Consider the following 18,515-nt stretch of genomic DNA (forward strand, 5'->3'; position numbering starts at 1 on the left):
GATATCCCTTCCTTACACCCATCCCGTAAACTCCAAAATGGAGGCTTTCGCAGATTGCACTTCGGACTGTGCGCCTTTGCGCCATTCTTTCGGTGACTTTCCCATAAGTCTGGAGAAGCAGCGATTGAAGCTGGAAATGGACTGAAAACCGACTTGTTCGGAGATTGAAAGAATGGAAGCGTCCGTGCTTTTTAATTGCTTGCAAGCTTCTTCAATCCGTGTGCTGTTTAGGAAATCCAGAGGTGCGGTTCCCATAATGTCATGGAATTTTCTTCGAAAATGAGTGGTGCTTAGGTGACACAGATCAGCGAGAGAATCGATGGTGATGGGCGACATATAGTTTTTGGTGATATACTCCAGAACCGGAGATATAACAAGATCACCTTTTAGATTATGCTGCGTTTCTTGGTCTGCCAAGGGTTCATGCCGGGAATGGATTCGCAGGAGTTCGATATAAAGGGATAACAACAAGCCATAGGCACTTTCCTGATAAAAAGGATTTTTCTGCTTTAATTCCTCTACCACAGATGTCGCAAGGGTATAAATCTTCGGATGTTCCTCCCTGTTTAAAATGCAGTTTAATCCCTTAATCGCCCTCAAATTGGGCTCAAAGTTACTGTAGGCACTGCTCTTAAACGACTGTTGAAAGAGGTCCTCGGGCGAGAAAAAGAGATAAGACCATAAGCTGGCTTCATTGGGTGAACTATACGTTGTATGAGGAAGATATCTGGGGATAAAGGTCACGTCACCGGCTTTAAAAGGTACCGATTCACCTTTGATCTCCATCATGCCGCTATCCGTATGGCAAATGCCAATCTCCAGATGGTTGTGAAAATGAAGATGTTCACTTTTGATATCGGATATTTTCCAGCGTTCACCGCTTAACAGCAGAATAGGAAAATGGATCGGCAAGCTATAGTGGCGGTATTCAATAATAGGCTGCTTTTTTCTGGGCATATTCGATAACTCCCATTCATAAATGATTGAAATTGCGCAGTTTTGTTGCGAATATGCTTAGATTTACACTATTTTACTGCGTACAATGGAATAAGTAAAGCGTTTTCAAACCAAGGACGGACAGCTCTCAAGCGCATTTGGGGGCATGTGCGCCACGAGAGGGGAATCACCGATGCTTCAAGTGAAATATGACAGGGAAGAAATTTTAAACGTTATTGATAACGTTACGAAAAAAACACTGGCGATGGATTTGACGTGGGATTGGCCTTGCGGTGTGGCGTATTATGGTGTATCCAGAGCTTATCAAACAACAGGCAATCAAGAGTATTTGGACAGGCTTGTCCAGTGGGCGGATGAATACATCGAGCTGGGCTTGCCGGACTGGACGGTAAATACATGTGCGATGGGCCATATGCTGATTACTTTATATGAAGAAACAGGGAACCAGAAATACTGGGATATTGTAATGAGCAAGGTGGATTATCTTCAAAATCATGCGCTCAGATTTGGAGATAACGTGCTGCAGCATACCGTATCCATTTCCAATGATTTTCCCGAGCAGGCATGGGCGGATACTTTATTTATGGCGGCATTTTTCCTGCTCCGTGTGGGAAGCAAATTAAAGGATCAGGAAATGATCCAGGATGCTCTGAATCAATATTACTGGCATATCAAATACCTGCAAGATCCGAGCAGCGGTTTCTGGTACCATGGCTACAATAACGTCAACAAGGACCACATGTCCGGATTATATTGGGGTAGAGCGAACGCCTGGGGCGCTTACACCATGTCGCAAGTAAAACCACAGTTGAAGGACTGGTATTTATATCCACAGTGCATGGACGTGGAGTGCTCGCTCCGGGATCAACTGGCAGCTCTGAAGCTCGTGCAGACGGAGAATGGCTTGTGGCGGACAGTCCTGGATGACGAAGAGTCGTATGAAGAGGTGTCGGCTTCCGCTGGTATTGCAGCAGCCATGATCAATAACGGTAATCCGCTACATACCAAATACGTGCAAAAGGCATTGGAAGGCATCCTGAACAACATTAGTGAAGATGGACGTGTGCTTGGTGTATCGGGTGGTACGGCGGTGATGAAAGATCGGGAAGGTTATCGCAATATTCCAAAAGACTGGATTCAGGGCTGGGGTCAGGGCCTGGCGCTCGCTTTTCTGTCCGATATGTTGAGATAGGGAGGGAACCAAGTTGTCCAAACCAATCAAAGGCTCCTTTACACTACCCGGCGAATCCGGTTATGAGGCACTGACTTTGGAACTTGCCGAACGGTGGGGGGCAGATGTCATTCGTGACAGTGACGGCACACAATTATCCGATGAGATTATTAACGCGGGGTATGACATTTATTCGACGATCTGCATCATCCGGGATCATAACGAGTGGGCATCTCGAAATCAAGATAAACTCCAGCAATGTTTTTTAATTACGAATCCGAAGGTGGCTGTACAAGATTATGTATCGTTCTATCTGATGGAGGACTTTTTTGCTGAACAATTCAAGGTAAATGATTCCAAAGAGGCGTTTAAATATTGGCAGGTCTTTGACCGGACAACCGGGGAGGAAGTGCCAAGAGGACAGTGGAATTATGAGAGGGAATCCGGCCATGTAGTCATTACCGGCATCGTCCCCTGGCATAAATATACGGTAAGCTTCATGGCCTATCGGATCTGGGAAGAGATTTCGATGTACAATCACACCACGAACCATTGGGACAAGGAGCATTTGATGCAAATTGATCCGATTTACTCTGAAACGCAGACCTATCTGCTGGATTGGATGGAGGATTGGTGTCAGCAGCATCAGGAAACAACGGTGGTTCGTTTCACCTCATTGTTTTATAATTTCGCCTGGATCTGGGGCAGCGACGAGCGTAATCGCCATCTCTTCTCGGACTGGGGTTCATACGATTTCACGGTAAGTTCGAGAGCATTGGATCTGTTTGCTCAAAAATATGGGTATTCACTCTCGGCTGAGGATTTTGTGAATGGCGGTAAATATCGCGTAAGTCATATCCCGGCGCAGCAGCGCAAGCTGGACTGGATGGCGTTTATCAATGATTTTGTCATCGAATTCGGTAAGAAGTTAATTGATATCGTGCATAACCACGGCAAGCTGGCGTATGTCTTCTATGATGATAGCTGGGTTGGCATGGAGCCTTATAATGACCGCTTTCAGGAGTTTGGATTCGATGGGATGATTAAATGTGTGTTCTCCGGTTATGAGGCAAGAATGTGTTCTGGTGTCAAGGTGGATACCCATGAGATTCGTCTGCATCCCTATTTGTTTCCGGTGGGCTTAGGTGGGCTTCCTACCTTTAAGGAGGGTGGAGACCCTACGCTGGATGCCAAAAAGTATTGGATCAATATCAGGCGAGCTTTGCTCAGAGAGCCGATTGACCGGATTGGGTTGGGTGGATATCTGCATCTGGTTGAGCCTTACCCGGACTTTTGCGATTATATTGAGAAGATTGCGAACGAGTTCAGGGAAATAAAAGAACTTCACCATGAAGGGAAGCCCTATCAAATAAAGACAAAAGTAGCGGTTCTGCATAGCTGGGGCAAACTAAGATCGTGGACGTTGTCCGGCCATTTCCATGAAACGGTTATGCATGATTTGATTCATGTAAATGAAGCCTTGTCAGGCTTACCGGTTGAAGTGCAGTTCATTGATTTTGAAGATATCCGTCAGGGCATGCTGCAACATATAGATGTCGTGATCAATGCCGGCTCTGCCGGTTCAGCCTGGAGCGGCGGAGAACTTTGGAATGACCACCAATGTGTGGACCTGCTGACCAAATGGGTGTATGAAGGCGGTACTTTTATTGGCATCAACCAGCCATCGGCGGTAGAAGGGTACGACAGCTTTTTCAGAATGGCACATGTTCTTGGGGTGGATGAGGATACTGGCGCCAGGGTGGTTCATGGAAAATGGACATATGAGACTCGCGATGAGCATGGTTTGTTGCCGGAAGGGGCAAGAATAACGCCGAAGAATAACATATATCTTACCGATGGAACAGCTGCTGTGGTGGATGAAACGGATGGTATGATTACATTGTCTACACATGATTTTGGTAAAGGGAAAGGAATCTACCTGCCTTCATTCGAATTCAGTTGGGAGAACACAAGGCTGCTGCTGAATCTGATTCGTTTTACGGGCCGTGAATCTCATGAAACGAAGTACATTACGGATAACTTATTTACAGAGTGTACTTATTATCCGGAGAGTAAAATGTTGGTCGTCATTAACAATAGTGATCAGGTTCAAACGACGACGATCGATACCGACTATGGAAAACAAACCGTGGAATTAGATCCGTATGACACCAAGATCACCCATATTGGCTTAATAAAATCAGTATAGAAACATAAAAAGCAATCAATAAGACGTTCGGGACTAATTCCTGAAGCGTCTTATTTTGCATGGTGTAATACACAGCCGATCCTCTGAATATGGACCGGCTATGGTTGTAATTAGAATCTAAATGGACTTCTTTTTAACTAATCCTCCAGTCAATCCCGTTATTGCAGCTGCCATAGGGTTGGTGTTGCCGAAGGGATCCAATCCACTTGAGACTTGTGTGTAAGGAGGCATTTGTACGTTAGGTTATTGTAGCTCACGATTGTGCCTGCTGTGTATTGCGTATTGGCTGCCCATGCAGGTGCAGTAGCAGCAGCGGCTGTTTTACCGCTGACTGTGCTGGCAGCAGATTGGTTACCTGCTGCATCAACAGCATAAACCGAGAAGTTGTAGGTTGTATTCGCTTCAAGATTAGTTACGGTATAGGATGTTGCCGTCCCGGATGTCGTTGTTACTAAAGTAGAGCCGTTATAAATTTTGTACCCTGTCACGCCTACATTATCCGTAGATGCCGTCCACATCAGTTGAATGCTGGACGCGGTTGGTGTTCCCATCACATGCAGCCCGCCTGGAGCTGTGGGTGCGGTAGTGTCGTTTGCGGGAGGCGCAGTCGTGGTAACGCTTACACTATTACTGGCTGCAGATTCGTTGCCTGCTGCATCGACTGCTTTGACAGTAAAAGTATATGCCGTGCTTGCTGTCAGCCCTGTTACAGTATAGCTTGTAGTTGTGCCGGATACATTGCCGATTAAGGAAGTCCCGTTGTAAATTTTATACCCCGTTACGCCTACATTATCTGTGGAAGCGTTCCAGGATAAAGATGTACTGGTCGCAGCCGTTGCAGTTGCCACAAGTGAAGCTGGAGGTGTGGGTGCTACATGATCAACCGGGTTCGTCCCGGAGAAGTTTACGTCGATGACATTATAGAAGGCGTTGGGAGTATCCGCAACCTCCCAGACTGCTAGAATGATATGATAACCACTGCGTTCGGGTACGTTGCATGAGTTGGTGTAGCTATATGGTGGCTGGCTGCCATCATAAGGAACTGAACAGAATGGTGTCAGGTCAAACGAATCACGGGATAGAGGTGCATTCGGATTCCAGTTCGTTTTCGTAATATAATATTTCCAGCTTGCCGTGGAATGGTTAGCTGTTAGCTTCCAAGTAAACGTATTCGTGCCACTAGACATATTCACTTTCGACCAACGTGTAGCGGATTGCTCATCGAGCTTAGGGAAGACGCCGTTAGCGCTTGCGATATGGCCGTCCGTAGGTCCTGCAGCGGGGAAGCCCTTAGGTGCTTCCAGACTTTGGGGTTCATAGACGATACTGCCGCAATCTTGATTGACTCCCGAAGCACACAGTGCAGCTCGGCTCGCTGGCCCCTCTACGTAACCATGTGACAACGCCTTTGGACTGTTGAACAGCATGCTTACCGTTGTAAGCACCAGCAGACAGCAAATCAATACTAGCTTGGAAGACGGTAAAATGAATCTGAACATTCGATAGCCTCCTGTATCATTTTTTTTATATAAACTCAAGTAAGAGCTTATATCGTAATTAAGGAAGTGCTATGCCATATACCATATCTGGATATCGTTTGATAAAGAAATCGATATACGGGAATTTCTAAAGTTATTGTAAAGGACGCACATTTGCCTAACAAGGATAAATTTGATAGATCATCCAGTTATTCAAGACTTAGGTAGGCATACAAAAAGGCCTTTGCGGAGAGATCATCTCTTCACAAAAGCCTTTATTTCCGACTGGATTAATCAGTGAAGTGCGTATTATACATCGATTTTACAGAAAAGGCAAGAGGAAAAAGATTGCTTTTAAGTGGGGAATCGTTTATGCTAAAAAAAGGAAGTTTACTATATTTGAAAGGAGGAAGTTGAAATGGAAAATATGTGTATGAATATGATGATGAACATGTGTATGGAAGAAATGATGTGCAAGATGAAATCCATGAAGATGATGATGGAATGCATGGAAGACAAAAGCATGATGGAAGGCATGGACATGAATAAAATGATGTCCTGTATGCAAGAATGCGACGAAATGATGACAACAATGATGGGCATGATGAGCAACATGAAGAAAGCATCCATGTAATTATCGATCATTCATTTCATGTAAAGCTGGCGGGCTTTACATATGTGTGGAACAGTTGACTGTACGCATCAAAAGAATAGTAAGCCTTTAATCAAGGCGGGTTAAGCAGACGAACTGCAGACCGGCTTTTTTCTTATTTTTTTATTTATATTGAAGAATCTTCCGAGAGACATCAATCCGCATTAGCTTCAATTTGAACCATTGCTCTTGTAGGGATTCAGTCTGGGAACCTTCTGAAGCGACTCTCAGCTTGCTGAAAATGTCCACCAGTTGTTTGTTGATTCGGTCATAGCTGGTAAGCAGCTCACGGAGCAGTATCGCTTTTCGTTCTTCCTCCAGTAACGCGTCCTTCTGATCTCGAAGCTTCCTGAGAATATCTTCAGCCCATTCCGAGTCTTCTATGGTACGGGCATAATTATATAAGTCCAAATAATCGTTAACCCAAGCTTGTGTCAAAGCATCCATGGCTTTATTCACTCCAGTCAGCTACGCTTTTCTATATACCGAGTATTATACCCGGAATAATACAATTTACAAGTGCTGAATGAGATTTTTCTGGATTTTTTTCAGTAGTAGTCTTATTTATGTAATTCAGCATTCGCCCAATTAAATTTAAATTATGGAAAATAAATTGAAAATATACTATGTTATAGGTTGATAGATGAAGGGATCATTTATCTATAAATAAAGTGATGATCATATCAAACTGAAGGAGCATACATATGTTCAATCAAGCGACTGTTATACGTTCAGTGCTCAACCCTAAATATCTGGAGTTTGTATTGAGTGATCAATACGACATCGGACCGTGGGAAGAATGTTTATTTTGGCTGAGAGGGTTAAATGATACCTACCGGGTAACTACATCCACTGGTATGTTTATTCTACGTGTCTACCGTACTGAAATTGCGGAAAACGATGTACGTTACGAACTGTCCCTGTTATCCCAATTAAAGGGCATTCTAGGTTCATCTGTATATACCGATATTGGAGAATACATCGAGAAGAAAGATCGCACAGGATATACGGTGTTGGAGGCCGCGGAAGGCAAGCGGGTTGCAGTGATGTTTCGGTATATTGAGGGCATCGAGAACAACCTTGAAGATGAACAGTCATGTTACGCTTTTGGTCAGTCTGCGGCTGAGCTGCATAAAGCGATGGACCAAGTGGTATTGGAGCAGCAGCGATATGAGTTGGATACGAAGCTTCTCATTGACGAGCCTCTTGAACGAATCATCAACTACATCGGTGAAAAAAATGAAGCAGCATCGTTTCTACATACGTTTGCTAGAGAGTTAAAAGAACGCATCACTGCCGTTTCCAGACAAGGTTTAGACTTTGGATTAAGCCATGGCGATATGCATGGGAACAATAACGCTTTTCAGCAGGGCAATCAGTTTATCCATTATGACTTCGAGTGGGCAGCTAGAGGCTGGCGTGCCTACGATCTGGCGCAGGTGAAGGCTCGGAAGAGACAGTCTGGTGAGCAAAAAGAAGTGCTATGGAGTGCGCTCATGGCAGGATATCGTTCGGTTAGAAGCTTCTCTGCCGAAGATGAACAGGCTGTTGATCTCTTTATTATCGCTCGCCGGTTTTGGGTTATGGGTCTGGATGTTGCTTTTATCGAAAGTGATATGGGTGCGCTGGATTATGGTTCAGATTGGCTCAATAATTTCGTGGAAGAGTTCCGGGACGCAGGTCTCGTTGGTTAATTGTTCAATGAAAAATAAAATATAGTCATCATCATGCCGCCAATCTGGCGGCTTTTTTGGTTTGAATAGAACTTACATATTTGTGCTGTAATACGTTTACTCTGCGAGTTCAATAGACTTGTCATTGAACTTGTACCCAACACCCCGAATTGTACGGATATATTGTGGCTTGGCCGGATTTTTCTCCAGCTTCTTCCGCAGATTATAGATATGTACCATGACTGTATGTGTATCGCCCATATGTACATCATCCCAGAGCAGCGAGAAAAGCTGTTCATTTTTGTATACGCGATTAGGGTTTTTCGCTAGGTGGAACAGTAATTTGAATTCCTTGGCCGACAAAGCAATGGGTTTGTCACCTACGAGTACACGGTGGGTGGCTGGGTCGATGAGTAGTTGATCAAATACCAGTGTTTCATCCATCTGTTCCTCTTGCTTCTGTGGCATGTTGTTTCTCCGAATATGGGCCTTGACTCGTGCAATCAGCTCAATCGGACTAAACGGTTTGGAGATAAAGTCATCCCCGCCCAGGCCCAGTCCGATGACTTTGTCTGTGGCTTCGTCCTTACAACTTACGAACAAAATAGGTACATTACTCGTTTTGCGAATCTCACTACAGATCTGGAAGCCATCCATCCCGGGCAACAGCACATCCAGCAGTACAAGATCCGGTGAGTGCTCCTGTGCGGCTCGAAGTGCTTCCACGCCAGTATAGGCAGACACGGTCTGAAAACCTTCCCGTTTCAAAGACATCGTCAATAATTCATTGATTTCATGGTCATCATCGACAATCAAAATCGTGTTTTTCAAAGACATACGGCGTTCATTCTCCTTAGGTATATCGCTTTGGTCAAAGTCCGTATCCTTCCAATCTTTCGTCGAAATATGCAGAATCGTCATCCATGCTTTCTATTTCAAGTATCGCATGCGGACCGGGATAAGTCGATTGGATACACAAAATTTGATATGAAATTGAGGTTAACTTGAATTTCAATTTATGGTCTTGAGGATTAAGCTCCTTCTATAATTAATGATATTAAAACTTGGGCGTCCCAAGTTGATTTACTGGAGGGAGATAGTACTCGTGAATGGTATTGGGGGGAAACGCCTGAAATGGGTGTTGTGGAGTGTGGCAATGCTTGGTGCACTGGTAATCAGTGGGTGTTCATCCGACGCTGCGCCAGACCAGATCAGAGAAAAGACGCTTGGAAGCTCATCGAATGAAGTCATCGTTGGAGCTGTATGGCCTTTTGAGAAGCAGAATGAACAATTCCGTGAAGGGCTTCAGTTGGCGCTGGAGCAGATTAACAAGGAGGGTGTTCTGGGAGGCAAGAAAATTAAATTGCTGGAGATGGACGATGGGGCTTCCACGACAAAGGGTATGGCCATCGCGCAGCAATTCGCCGATAATCCCTCCGTCAGTGCGGTCATTGGACATCGGGGATCTTCCGTAACCGTACCAGCTTCACGCATATATGCCAATGCGGGCATTCTACTGTTGTCCCCGGCATCGACATCGCCAAAATTGACCGATGTGAGCAGTCCTTATATTTTCAGGAATATACCGAATGATAATCAGATCGGGCAATCACTTGCCCTGTATGCTGCGGGCACGAAGCATCAGAATATTGCAATCTACTATACCGATGACGAGTATGGTAGAGGGCTCGCGAATGCGTTTGAACAACAGGTTACGTTATCCGGGCAGAATGTAGTTGACCGTGTATCCGGTTATAAGGACGGAGCAGACATGATGCGGATCGTGAATAAATGGGAGACCCTGGACACAGATCTGATCATGGTCGCGACAAGGGCGGACGAAGGAATTACGTTTGTCAAAGCGATCCGTGCGGCGGGTATGAACACCCAAGTCATTGGTGGGGATGCGCTTGACTCTGCTGAATTTGCACAAGGTGGCGTGTCCGTAGAAGGGGTTATCGTGGCTTCCGTATATGACGAACAGGGGCAATCGACCATCAATCAGGATTTCCGATCCCTATACATTCAAGAATATGGAAAGGCGCCAGACAAATGGGCGGCACAGGCTTATGATTCTCTGAAACTGCTCGCTGCTGGTATAGATGAAGCAGGCTCCCGAAGTCCGAAGGATATAGCAGAAGCTTTATCCAACCTGACGTCATGGGATGGGGTGACGGGTGAACACTTCTTCGATGCCCAGGGCGATGTTCAGGGAATGAGCATTGTGATGAAGAAGTTGCAGCAGGGCAAGTTTCAGATCCTGAAAGAGAAGCCCGTTTCGGATTTATCACGAGATTCAGTGGAAGGTTCAAGACAGGGAGGTCAGGATGAATAATCAGGTTTTTCGAAAAGTAACCCTTGAGAGGCTATCTTCTCCTGAACAGCTGGATAATCTGGTACGAGTCACCTCTCCCCGTGGCTGGTTGATGCTCATCGGAGCAGGTTTAATTCTGGCAGCTGCGCTGTATTGGGGAATATTTGGCACCATGACCACGAAGGCAGAAGGACAAGGTGTATTGATTCGTCCGGGCGGTCTAAAAACAGTACACACCTCTTCAGAAGGCGCAATCTCCGATATTGCAGTGGTGGAGAATGATACAGTTCAGCAAGGAGAGGTGATTGGTCGGATCGAGCAACCGGCATTGTTGGACCAGATCCGGCAAACGAAGCTCGCCATCGTCAATCTGCAAAGCGCTTCGTCCCAAAGCAAGTCAGGGTCTGCAGCGGAGCTGAACAAGTTAAGACGGCAGCAGGTGCAGCAGTTACTTAACTATGAATACCAGACACGAGTAGTCAGTCCTTACACGGGCAAGGTCACCGAGGTGTTAGTTAAGAATGGAACCTATGTGGGCGAAGGAACGGAAATGTTCCGGATGGAGACCTACGGGTCTCAGACTGATGAATTAATAGGGGTTATGTATGTGCCGGTGAACCAAGGCAAGCAGTTACTTCCGGGCATGGAAGTGCGTGTCTCGCCAAGTACCGTTAACCGTGAAGAATACGGCTCCATGATTGGGCAGGTCGTTTCGGTATCCGAATTCCCGGTAACGTTACAGGAGTTACAGTCTACGTTGGGTAACGAGGGTCTTGTGGAGCAGATGGCCTCACAAGGTCTCTCGCTGGAGGTGCGCGTTAATCTCTCGCCTAACTCGGAGTTGTCGAGCGGGTATAACTGGACAACCAAACAAGGTCCACCTGTGCGTCTGAATAGCGGTATGACGGTGGAAGGAAGCATTACAGTTCGTTCGCAGCGGCCGATTGCAACCGTCATTCCCTATTTCAAATGATGAGTCAATATAGTCTAACAGGCACAGGGAGGATGATGGAATAGTGGCCCCAAGAAGAGTGAAAACGCCGACGGTATTACAAATGGAAGCTGTAGAATGCGGAGCTGCCTCACTGTCGATCGTACTTTCCTATTACAAAAGCTTCATTCCGCTGGAGGAGCTTCGCATGTCCTGCGGTGTGTCCCGTGATGGTAGTAAAGCGAACAATATTCTCAAGGCAGCAAGACAATATGGAATGGAAGCCAAAGGATACCGCAAAAATCCGGAGGATCTGAGAAAAATGCCATGGCCGGTCATTATTCACTGGAACTTCAATCACTTTCTTGTATTGGAGGGCATTCAGAAGGATCGTGTGTTCCTCAATGATCCGGTTACGGGTCCACGGGAGGTTACCTTTGAGGAATTGGATCAGTCGTTCACGGGTGTTGTACTGACGATGAAGCCTGCGGAAGGTTATGTTCCACAGGGCAAGACATCAAGTCTGCTTAGCTCTCTCTCCAGTCGTATCAAAGGCTCGGAGAAGGCACTGGTCTATGCGATCATAGCGGGCTTGTTTCTGGTTCTGCCGGGTCTGATCATTCCGGTATTCAGCAAAATTTTTATTGATCAGGTCTTACTTGGTCATCTGAACAATTGGTTATTCCCGCTGCTGATTGGTATGGGAATAACGGCACTACTGCGTGCATTTCTAACGTGGTTGCAGCGCTATTACCTGCTAAGGCTGGAGATGAAGCTGGCTTTAAGCTCATCCAGTCGTTTTTTCTGGCATGTACTCCGGTTGCCCATTGAATTTTTCTCCCAACGGCATAGCGGAGACATCGCATCAAGGGTCGCCATTAATGACCGGGTCGCACAACTATTGTCTGGACAGTTGGCTGTCGCGGCACTGAATTGTGTCATGATCCTGTTTTATTTGCTCCTGATGTTGCAGTACAGTGTATTGCTGACCGTGGTCACGGTGGGGGTATCCCTGCTTAATCTTCTATTCATGCAATTCATCACGCGTAAGCGCAACGATCAGAATCTGCGCCTATTGCAGGAAAGCGGCAAGATGCAAGGTGTCTCCATGAATGGACTTCAGGTTATTGAGACATTGAAGTCCAATAGTTCTGAGTCCGATTTTTTCGTCAAATGGTCAGGTTATCAGGCAAAACTATTACAATCCAATCAGCAATTTGGCGTATCAAATCAATTTCTGATGTCTGTTCCCGCGCTGTTAACCAGTTTGGGAGCTGTTTCCGTGTTGTTTTTTGGTGGTTTTCAAGTCATGGATGGGGCGCTAACCATTGGTTCCTTGGTTGCTTTTCAAAGTCTCGCTACAAGCTTCAGTCAGCCTGTGAATGAGATGGTCATGCTGGCCGGAACGATTCAGGAAGCGGGAGGAAGCATGAAACGGCTGGATGACGTTCTGCAATATCCAGTAGATCGTCATATTCAGTCGGATCTGGATGAAGCAGCAGAACAGAAGGATACCGCGAAATTATCGGGTCAGGTGCAGATCAGCAATCTGACGTACGGATACAGCAGGTTGGAAGCACCATTGATTGATCAGTTTAATCTGTCCATTCAGCCAGGCATGAAAGTGGCTTTGGTTGGAGGTTCAGGCAGCGGAAAATCTACGATTGCGAAGCTGATTGCCGGAATCTATGAACCATGGGAAGGCGAGATTCGTTTCGATGATCTGCGTCGGGATGATATTTCAAGGCATCGGATGGGCAATTCCCTGGCTGTTGTCGATCAGGAGATTGTACTGCTTGAAGGCACAATCAAGGAAAATATTACGTTCTGGGATGCGACGATTCCGGAGACAGATATCGTTCGTGCAGCCAAGGATGCCGTAATTCATGATCACATCGCGGAACGAAGCGGTGGATATGACCACATGATTTCGGAGAATGGTGGTAATTTTAGCGGTGGACAGCGGCAGCGCCTGGAAATAGCGAGAGCACTTTCGGGCAATCCGTCGATTCTGATCCTGGATGAGGCGACGAGTGCACTTGATCCGGCAACGGAGAAATTGGTAGATGACAGTCTTCGGCGCAGAGGTCTGACCTGTATTACGGTGGCTCACCGTTTGAGCACCATCCGGGATGCCGATGAGATCATTGTATTGGAACGCGGGAAAATTATTGAACGGGGAACGCATACGTTTTTGATGGAGCAAAACGGATATTACACCCGTCTCATTCAGAGTCAGTAATAGGGGTGCAGAAGGGGGTGGAAGAGTGGCAGAGCCAATCAGGCCGGATATGGGTTCATTTTTTGCAAAGGTTGGAACGGGTCACGATGTGGAAGGAAATAACCCTGTTCTGATCACAGATGAGAACAGGGTATGGTATGTCGCTTCCGGTTACGTGGATGTATTCGCCGTAGTCATGGAAGGAGAAAACACCGGAACAAGACATAAACGCCGTTATATGTTTAGCCTGGATGAGGGTGCGCTCTTATTCGGATTTGACAATGATCAGATGCTGGAACGTATGGGATTGTTGCTGACAGCGTCTGTCGGTACGAAAGTGTTCTGGATGGACAGGTCGCTCTTCTTGAACGAAATAGCAAACGAGCAATGGGATAACGATTGGCTGGCGTCCAAGGTAGATCAGTGGATTGGCAGCTGGTCTGCAGCACTGAATGTACGGAATTCACCGCTGGAATTCACGCTGTTGGAACCCGGAGAAGAACAGAATCTGGCACCCGACCAGAGCTGGAGACCCATGCGTACCGTATGGATTAAAGTACAGGATGGCTTGGTATTCTGGGGGAAAGAACATGCCGTTACTACAGAAGATGCCGATTACATACCGGTCACGTCCTCGGGCTGGCTGGAGACGCAACAAGCGGCTGTGGTCGATGTAAAAGCAACGCAGTCCTGGTTACCCAGAGATCCGTCACTTCACGGGTTATATGCCTTTCATCGATTAATCGCCAGCAGGCTGGCGGTCGTGGTTGCCAAGGAACGCTTGCAGGAACAGGAACGCTTGCAACAGCGTACGGAGCATGATGATTCCTTAATGGACCATGCGCTCAAAAAGCTGATCGCCGTTACCGGGCCGGATGAGCAGCCAGTCGTTTCCTTTTATTCTAACGATCCGCTCTACCCTGTAGGAAAGGTCGTTGGAGACTATGCTGGCATCGTGATGAAGCCTGTTACACGGAAATTAAAAAGCCAATCGAAGCGTTCGCCTGTTCAGGAGATGGCGGAAGCTTCCGGTGTACGTTCCCGCCAGGTCGCACTTAAAGGGGAATGGTGGGAAGCAGACAATGGACCGCTTGTTGGATATCTGGAGACTTCAGGAGAGCCGATCGCGCTGATTCCGTCAGGGGCTAATTCCTACCGATGGGAGAATCCATTGCACGGGGAAAAAGGAATCGTCAATGCCGAAATGGCGGTGACCATACAGCCGATGGCATACATGTTTTATCGGCCTTTTCCTGCCCGGGAGCTTGGCATCAAAGACCTGCTTCAGTTTGGTGCTCACCACTCGGTTCGTCGGGATCTCGTGATGGTGATTCTAATGGGGGCACTGGCTGGATTACTGGGCATTATGGTACCGCTCGCCAGCGGTATTCTGGTGGATACCATTATTCCGGAGTCTTATCGGGGGCCGTTGGTACAGATGGCCTTTATCCTCATCGCGGTTGTACTATCGATTGCCTTGTTCCGACTCGCAGGTTCACTTGCCGCTCTGCGTATGGAAGGACGGGTGGAGAATGCGGTTCAGGCTGCCATCTGGGATCGATTGCTGAATTTGCCAGTTTCGTTCTTCCGAAACTATTCAGCCGGGGATCTGGCTTCCAGAGCGGGAAGTATCAATGCGATCCGGCAGCTGTTATCCGGTGCAGTAATCAGTTCGCTGCTGACAGGTGTGTTCTCCATTTTCCAATTTGTATTACTGTTCCGGTATAGCCCTGTTCTTGCCTTGGTGGCGGGTGGCCTTGTCCTCATCTCCATGTCATTTACCGTTGCGATTGGTTTGTTACAGGTACGTTACCAGCGCCGGTTGTTGCAGCTTCAGGGACAGATTGCTGGAACGGTACTTCAGCTATTGAACGGAATGAGCAAATTTCGAATGGCGGCAGCCGAGAATCGAGCTTTCTTCTTGTGGGCCAGAGCATTCGCAGAGCAGAAAAAGTGGTCCTATAAGGTTCGTATGCTGGATAACTTCTCCAGTGTGTTCCAATCCTTTTTCCCGTTGCTGACATCGATGGTGCTGTTCTACCTCGTGGTCTCCACCCATTCGGAAATGTCTGCAGGACAGTTTATTGCATTCTTTGCTGCATTTACCAGCTTCCTCATGGCTATGCTCGGTATGGCTACAGCACTGTTATCCGTAGTGAACATTGTTCCATTATATGAACGGGCGAAACCCATCCTCAAAACGTTACCTGAAATTCATGATCAGTTGGAAGATCCGGGTGAGGTAAGCGGAGCGATCGAGATTCGCCATGTCCAGTTCCGGTATGAAGAGGATCAGGCGCTTGTGTTGAACGATCTGTCGATGGACATCCAATCAGGACAATATGTGGCCTTTGTCGGTGCATCGGGCTGTGGAAAGTCGACGTTGATGCGACTGTTGCTTGGTTTTGAACAACCTCAGAGCGGTTCTATTTATTTCGATGGTCAGGATCTGCGTTCCCTCGATATCAGCTTGCTTCGCAGTCAGTTCGGCGTGGTGTTGCAAAATAGTAAGCTGATGTCCGGTGATATTTTCACGAATATTACAGGAACGTCCGATCTGACGATTCAGGATGCTTGGGAGGCCGCAGCCATGGCTGGATTCGATGATGATATCCGTAGTATGCCCATGGGCATGCATACGGTGATTTCTGAGGGTGGAGGTACCCTGTCTGGTGGACAACGGCAGCGATTAATGATTGCCAGAGCGATTGCCAAACGGCCTAAGATTCTCTTTTTCGACGAAGCCACAAGTGCATTGGATAACCGGACACAGCGTATTGTGAGCCAAAGTCTCAGCAAGCTGCAGGTGACACGGATTGTGATTGCGCACCGACTCAGTACCATTACGCAGGCGGATCATATCTATGTGTTTGATAAAGGCAAAATCATTCAGTCTGGCACCTATCAGGAGCTGATGGAGCAGAACGGGCTCTTCGCGGAACTTGCCAGCCGTCAGCTGGCGTAGATTTGAACTAAACTTGAAGTAACCTTGAACGTTGCTTGAAACTGGGCTGTTATGCTGAATAAGGTAAGAAACCAAATCGATCTATTGGAGGAATCATTACATGAGTTGGACAGAAGAGCAGATTCAACAAACGGTTAACGCAGTTATGGCTAAGGCAAGTTCGGATGCAGCATTCCGCGCATTGGCTGTAAGCGACATCTACGCAGCAATTCAGCAAGAAACGGGTCAAGAAGTACCACGGGAGTTCAAAATCAATGTAGTGGATGGAACAGGTTACCACGCAACGATTGTATTGCCAGAAGCACGCGGTGAAGCGGATGAGTTGACAGAAACCGAGCTGGAGTCTGTTGCTGGTGGCAGCAAGGATGGTGCAACTGATTTCTTCAATGGCGTTGGTAGTATTGCCGAGGATGCTGCAAGAACAGCCATCCGTGTTGGAGAGAATATTGGTAATTCTTACGCGAAATAGTTCTTATCCATACTTATATTAAATGCGGTGAATAAGTTGGAGTGCTGTCCACCTAACCAGGTGAGTGTAGCACTCCAAATTGCTTAGCACGAGCCATATAGACTGCTGTCTGATCGGGAATTCAGTAAGTGGTCGTTATGGCTACATAGACGAACAAGAGGGTGCCTGCGTGTCAAGAAAGACAGCTTTCTCATTGAAATGGATCAAATCGTTCTGGATGATTATGTTCTGTATGGTATCTGGAATCGCGGCAGGATTATACGTTCCTGAGTTGGCTCATGCGGTATCACGTTTTGGCGATCTGTATCTGTCCTTTCTGAAGATGTGTGTCATTCCCATTATGATGACCGCTATCATCTCCAGCATCGGCAGTCTGTTGATCCAGAGTGGAGCGATGAAGATGATCGTTCGCATGTGCTTGGTATATACCTTGGCGTTGGTATTCTGTGGTCTGCTGGGTCTCAGTCTTGGGGGGATCGGTCGCCCGGGTGCGGGGTTGCCAGAAGAATCCAAGCATGTACTTGGAGCTATTGTATACGATCTGAGCGCCGATACCAGTTCCTTGTCCGATGAGAAACCGCAAGGGGTATTTTCATTTTTGCTTAATATGATTCCATCCAATATATTCACAGCGCTGACGGAAAACAATACGCTGCAAATCTTGTTTTTTTCCGTGATCGTTGGGGTGGCAGTCGGCATGATGCGGACATCGCAGGGAGAAGATGTGCTGAAGATTGCTGATGTATTGTTTGGGGCGTTTCAAAAGGTGATCTCCTGGTCCATGTACGCATTGCCTTTTGCACTCTTCTGTATGATGGCAGGGCAGTTCGCAACGCTAAATATGGATATTTTACCCGCCATGATGAAGTTGATCATGATGTTTTACATTTCCAGCGTGATTCTGATTGTGCTATCTGTTGTGATAATGGCTGTGACATTGCGGAAGCCTGTGCGGGTTATCCTGTCTGCGTTGAAGGATACGTTAATTCTGGCTTTCGGTACACGTAATAGTATTGCCACCGTTCCGACCTGTATGGATGCGCTGAGTATGAAGCTTCAGCAAGATTCACGTATCGTTCAATTGGTCGTACCCCTGGGCATGATCATGTGCCGATACAGTATGGTACTCGTGTATACGCTGGGCATCACCTTTACCGTGCAATTGTACGAATTCGAGTTCACGTTGTCGCAGTGGATCGTGGTGCTTGCAGGGGCCGTAGTGATATCCATTGCGGGTGCAGGCTCCCCGGGTGTCGTCTCTATTGGCATGCTCGCAATAATTGCGGGGATGCTTGGTCTGCCTTCCGAGGTCACCATCATTCTGCTTTTGGCTATGAATCCAATTATTGATCCCATCATTACGGCTGCAAATGTATCAATACAATGTCTAACCACTTCAATACTATCAGCCAGAAAGGAAAACTATGATCACTATCAAACGGTTAACGAGCCAGGACAGGTTGAAGTATAAATCG

General features: G+C 46.9%; 14 protein-coding genes. 10 read left to right on the forward strand and 4 right to left on the reverse strand.

Going from position 1 to position 18,515, the window contains the following annotated elements; translation table 11 throughout:
• Window positions 1-12 precede the first annotated feature (12 nt).
• Window positions 13-957 carry an AraC family transcriptional regulator gene (locus tag BMW94_RS21315; RefSeq protein ID WP_091000929.1) on the reverse strand — a complete coding sequence of 315 codons (945 nt, stop codon included), beginning with the start codon at window positions 955-957 and terminating at the stop codon, window positions 13-15.
• 172 nt (window positions 958-1,129) lie between these two features.
• On the opposite strand from BMW94_RS21315, the gene BMW94_RS21320 reads away from it, so the two are divergent.
• The gene (locus BMW94_RS21320; RefSeq protein WP_091000930.1) at window positions 1,130-2,149 is read left to right on the forward strand and encodes a glycoside hydrolase family 88/105 protein; all 1,020 of its coding nucleotides are present in this window, start codon (window positions 1,130-1,132) and stop codon (window positions 2,147-2,149) included.
• Between the two features lie 13 nt (window positions 2,150-2,162).
• Complete coding sequence (gene gnpA / locus BMW94_RS21325) at window positions 2,163-4,337, forward strand: 1,3-beta-galactosyl-N-acetylhexosamine phosphorylase (protein WP_091000931.1); 2,175 nt, start codon at window positions 2,163-2,165, stop codon at window positions 4,335-4,337.
• Window positions 4,338-4,495: 158 nt separating this feature from the next.
• Here the strand turns inward: gnpA and BMW94_RS21330 are convergent, their stop codons facing one another.
• Entirely contained in the window at window positions 4,496-5,836 is a 1,341-nt protein-coding gene (locus BMW94_RS21330; protein ID WP_091000932.1) for a lytic polysaccharide monooxygenase, read from the reverse strand.
• Window positions 5,837-6,233: 397 nt separating this feature from the next.
• On the opposite strand from BMW94_RS21330, the gene BMW94_RS21335 reads away from it, so the two are divergent.
• Entirely contained in the window at window positions 6,234-6,449 is a 216-nt protein-coding gene (locus BMW94_RS21335; protein ID WP_063567124.1) for a hypothetical protein, read from the forward strand.
• Window positions 6,450-6,590: 141 nt separating this feature from the next.
• On the opposite strand, the gene BMW94_RS21340 is transcribed toward BMW94_RS21335, so the two are convergent.
• Entirely contained in the window at window positions 6,591-6,914 is a 324-nt protein-coding gene (locus tag BMW94_RS21340) for a hypothetical protein (RefSeq protein ID WP_091000933.1), read from the reverse strand.
• Window positions 6,915-7,171: 257 nt separating this feature from the next.
• Here BMW94_RS21340 and BMW94_RS21345 point away from each other — a divergent pair, with 257 nt between their 5' ends.
• The gene (locus tag BMW94_RS21345; RefSeq protein ID WP_091000934.1) at window positions 7,172-8,161 is read left to right on the forward strand and encodes a phosphotransferase; all 990 of its coding nucleotides are present in this window, start codon (window positions 7,172-7,174) and stop codon (window positions 8,159-8,161) included.
• A gap of 96 nt (window positions 8,162-8,257) precedes the next feature.
• Here BMW94_RS21345 and BMW94_RS21350 read toward each other — a convergent pair whose 3' ends face one another.
• Window positions 8,258-8,977, reverse strand: a complete 720-nt coding sequence (locus BMW94_RS21350; RefSeq protein ID WP_091000993.1) for a response regulator transcription factor — start codon at window positions 8,975-8,977, stop codon at window positions 8,258-8,260.
• Between the two features lie 268 nt (window positions 8,978-9,245).
• On the opposite strand from BMW94_RS21350, the gene BMW94_RS21355 reads away from it, so the two are divergent.
• From BMW94_RS21355 to BMW94_RS21380, 6 genes are all read left to right on the forward strand, one after another.
• Window positions 9,246-10,475, forward strand: coding sequence for an ABC transporter substrate-binding protein (locus BMW94_RS21355; RefSeq protein WP_175480793.1), 1,230 nt, complete (start codon window positions 9,246-9,248; stop codon window positions 10,473-10,475).
• Entirely contained in the window at window positions 10,468-11,427 is a 960-nt protein-coding gene (locus BMW94_RS21360; protein ID WP_091000936.1) for an NHLP bacteriocin system secretion protein, read from the forward strand. The genes BMW94_RS21355 and BMW94_RS21360 overlap by 8 nt, the downstream gene beginning before the upstream one ends.
• Window positions 11,428-11,470: 43 nt before the next feature.
• Window positions 11,471-13,627, forward strand: coding sequence for an NHLP family bacteriocin export ABC transporter peptidase/permease/ATPase subunit (locus tag BMW94_RS21365; RefSeq protein WP_217648195.1), 2,157 nt, complete (start codon window positions 11,471-11,473; stop codon window positions 13,625-13,627).
• Window positions 13,628-13,652: 25 nt separating this feature from the next.
• Complete coding sequence (locus BMW94_RS21370) at window positions 13,653-16,571, forward strand: NHLP bacteriocin export ABC transporter permease/ATPase subunit (RefSeq protein ID WP_091000938.1); 2,919 nt, start codon at window positions 13,653-13,655, stop codon at window positions 16,569-16,571.
• 100 nt (window positions 16,572-16,671) lie between these two features.
• Window positions 16,672-17,040 (forward strand): hypothetical protein, encoded by a 369-nt coding sequence (locus BMW94_RS21375; protein WP_091000939.1) that lies wholly within the window; start codon window positions 16,672-16,674, stop codon window positions 17,038-17,040.
• Between the two features lie 169 nt (window positions 17,041-17,209).
• Complete coding sequence (locus BMW94_RS21380) at window positions 17,210-18,511, forward strand: dicarboxylate/amino acid:cation symporter (protein WP_091000940.1); 1,302 nt, start codon at window positions 17,210-17,212, stop codon at window positions 18,509-18,511.
• Window positions 18,512-18,515: the final 4 nt, after the last annotated feature.

It is taken from the genome of Paenibacillus sp. OK003, from assembly GCF_900109515.1.
Classification (GTDB): Bacteria; Bacillota; Bacilli; order Paenibacillales; family Paenibacillaceae; genus Paenibacillus; species Paenibacillus marchantiae.

Excerpts from the sequence above, each read along its gene's own strand:
- BMW94_RS21315 (WP_091000929.1), bottom strand. The coding sequence starts at position 957 with ATGCCCAGAAAAAAGCAGCCTATTATTGAATACCGCCACTATAGCTTG.
- BMW94_RS21320 (WP_091000930.1), top strand. The coding sequence starts at position 1,130 with ATGCTTCAAGTGAAATATGACAGGGAAGAAATTTTAAACGTTATTGAT.
- BMW94_RS21330 (WP_091000932.1), bottom strand. The coding sequence starts at position 5,836 with ATGTTCAGATTCATTTTACCGTCTTCCAAGCTAGTATTGATTTGCTGT.
- BMW94_RS21335 (WP_063567124.1), top strand. The coding sequence starts at position 6,234 with ATGGAAAATATGTGTATGAATATGATGATGAACATGTGTATGGAAGAA.
- BMW94_RS21340 (WP_091000933.1), bottom strand. The coding sequence starts at position 6,914 with ATGGATGCTTTGACACAAGCTTGGGTTAACGATTATTTGGACTTATAT.
- BMW94_RS21345 (WP_091000934.1), top strand. The coding sequence starts at position 7,172 with ATGTTCAATCAAGCGACTGTTATACGTTCAGTGCTCAACCCTAAATAT.
- BMW94_RS21350 (WP_091000993.1), bottom strand. The coding sequence starts at position 8,977 with ATGTCTTTGAAAAACACGATTTTGATTGTCGATGATGACCATGAAATC.
- BMW94_RS21360 (WP_091000936.1), top strand. The coding sequence starts at position 10,468 with ATGAATAATCAGGTTTTTCGAAAAGTAACCCTTGAGAGGCTATCTTCT.
- BMW94_RS21375 (WP_091000939.1), top strand. The coding sequence starts at position 16,672 with ATGAGTTGGACAGAAGAGCAGATTCAACAAACGGTTAACGCAGTTATG.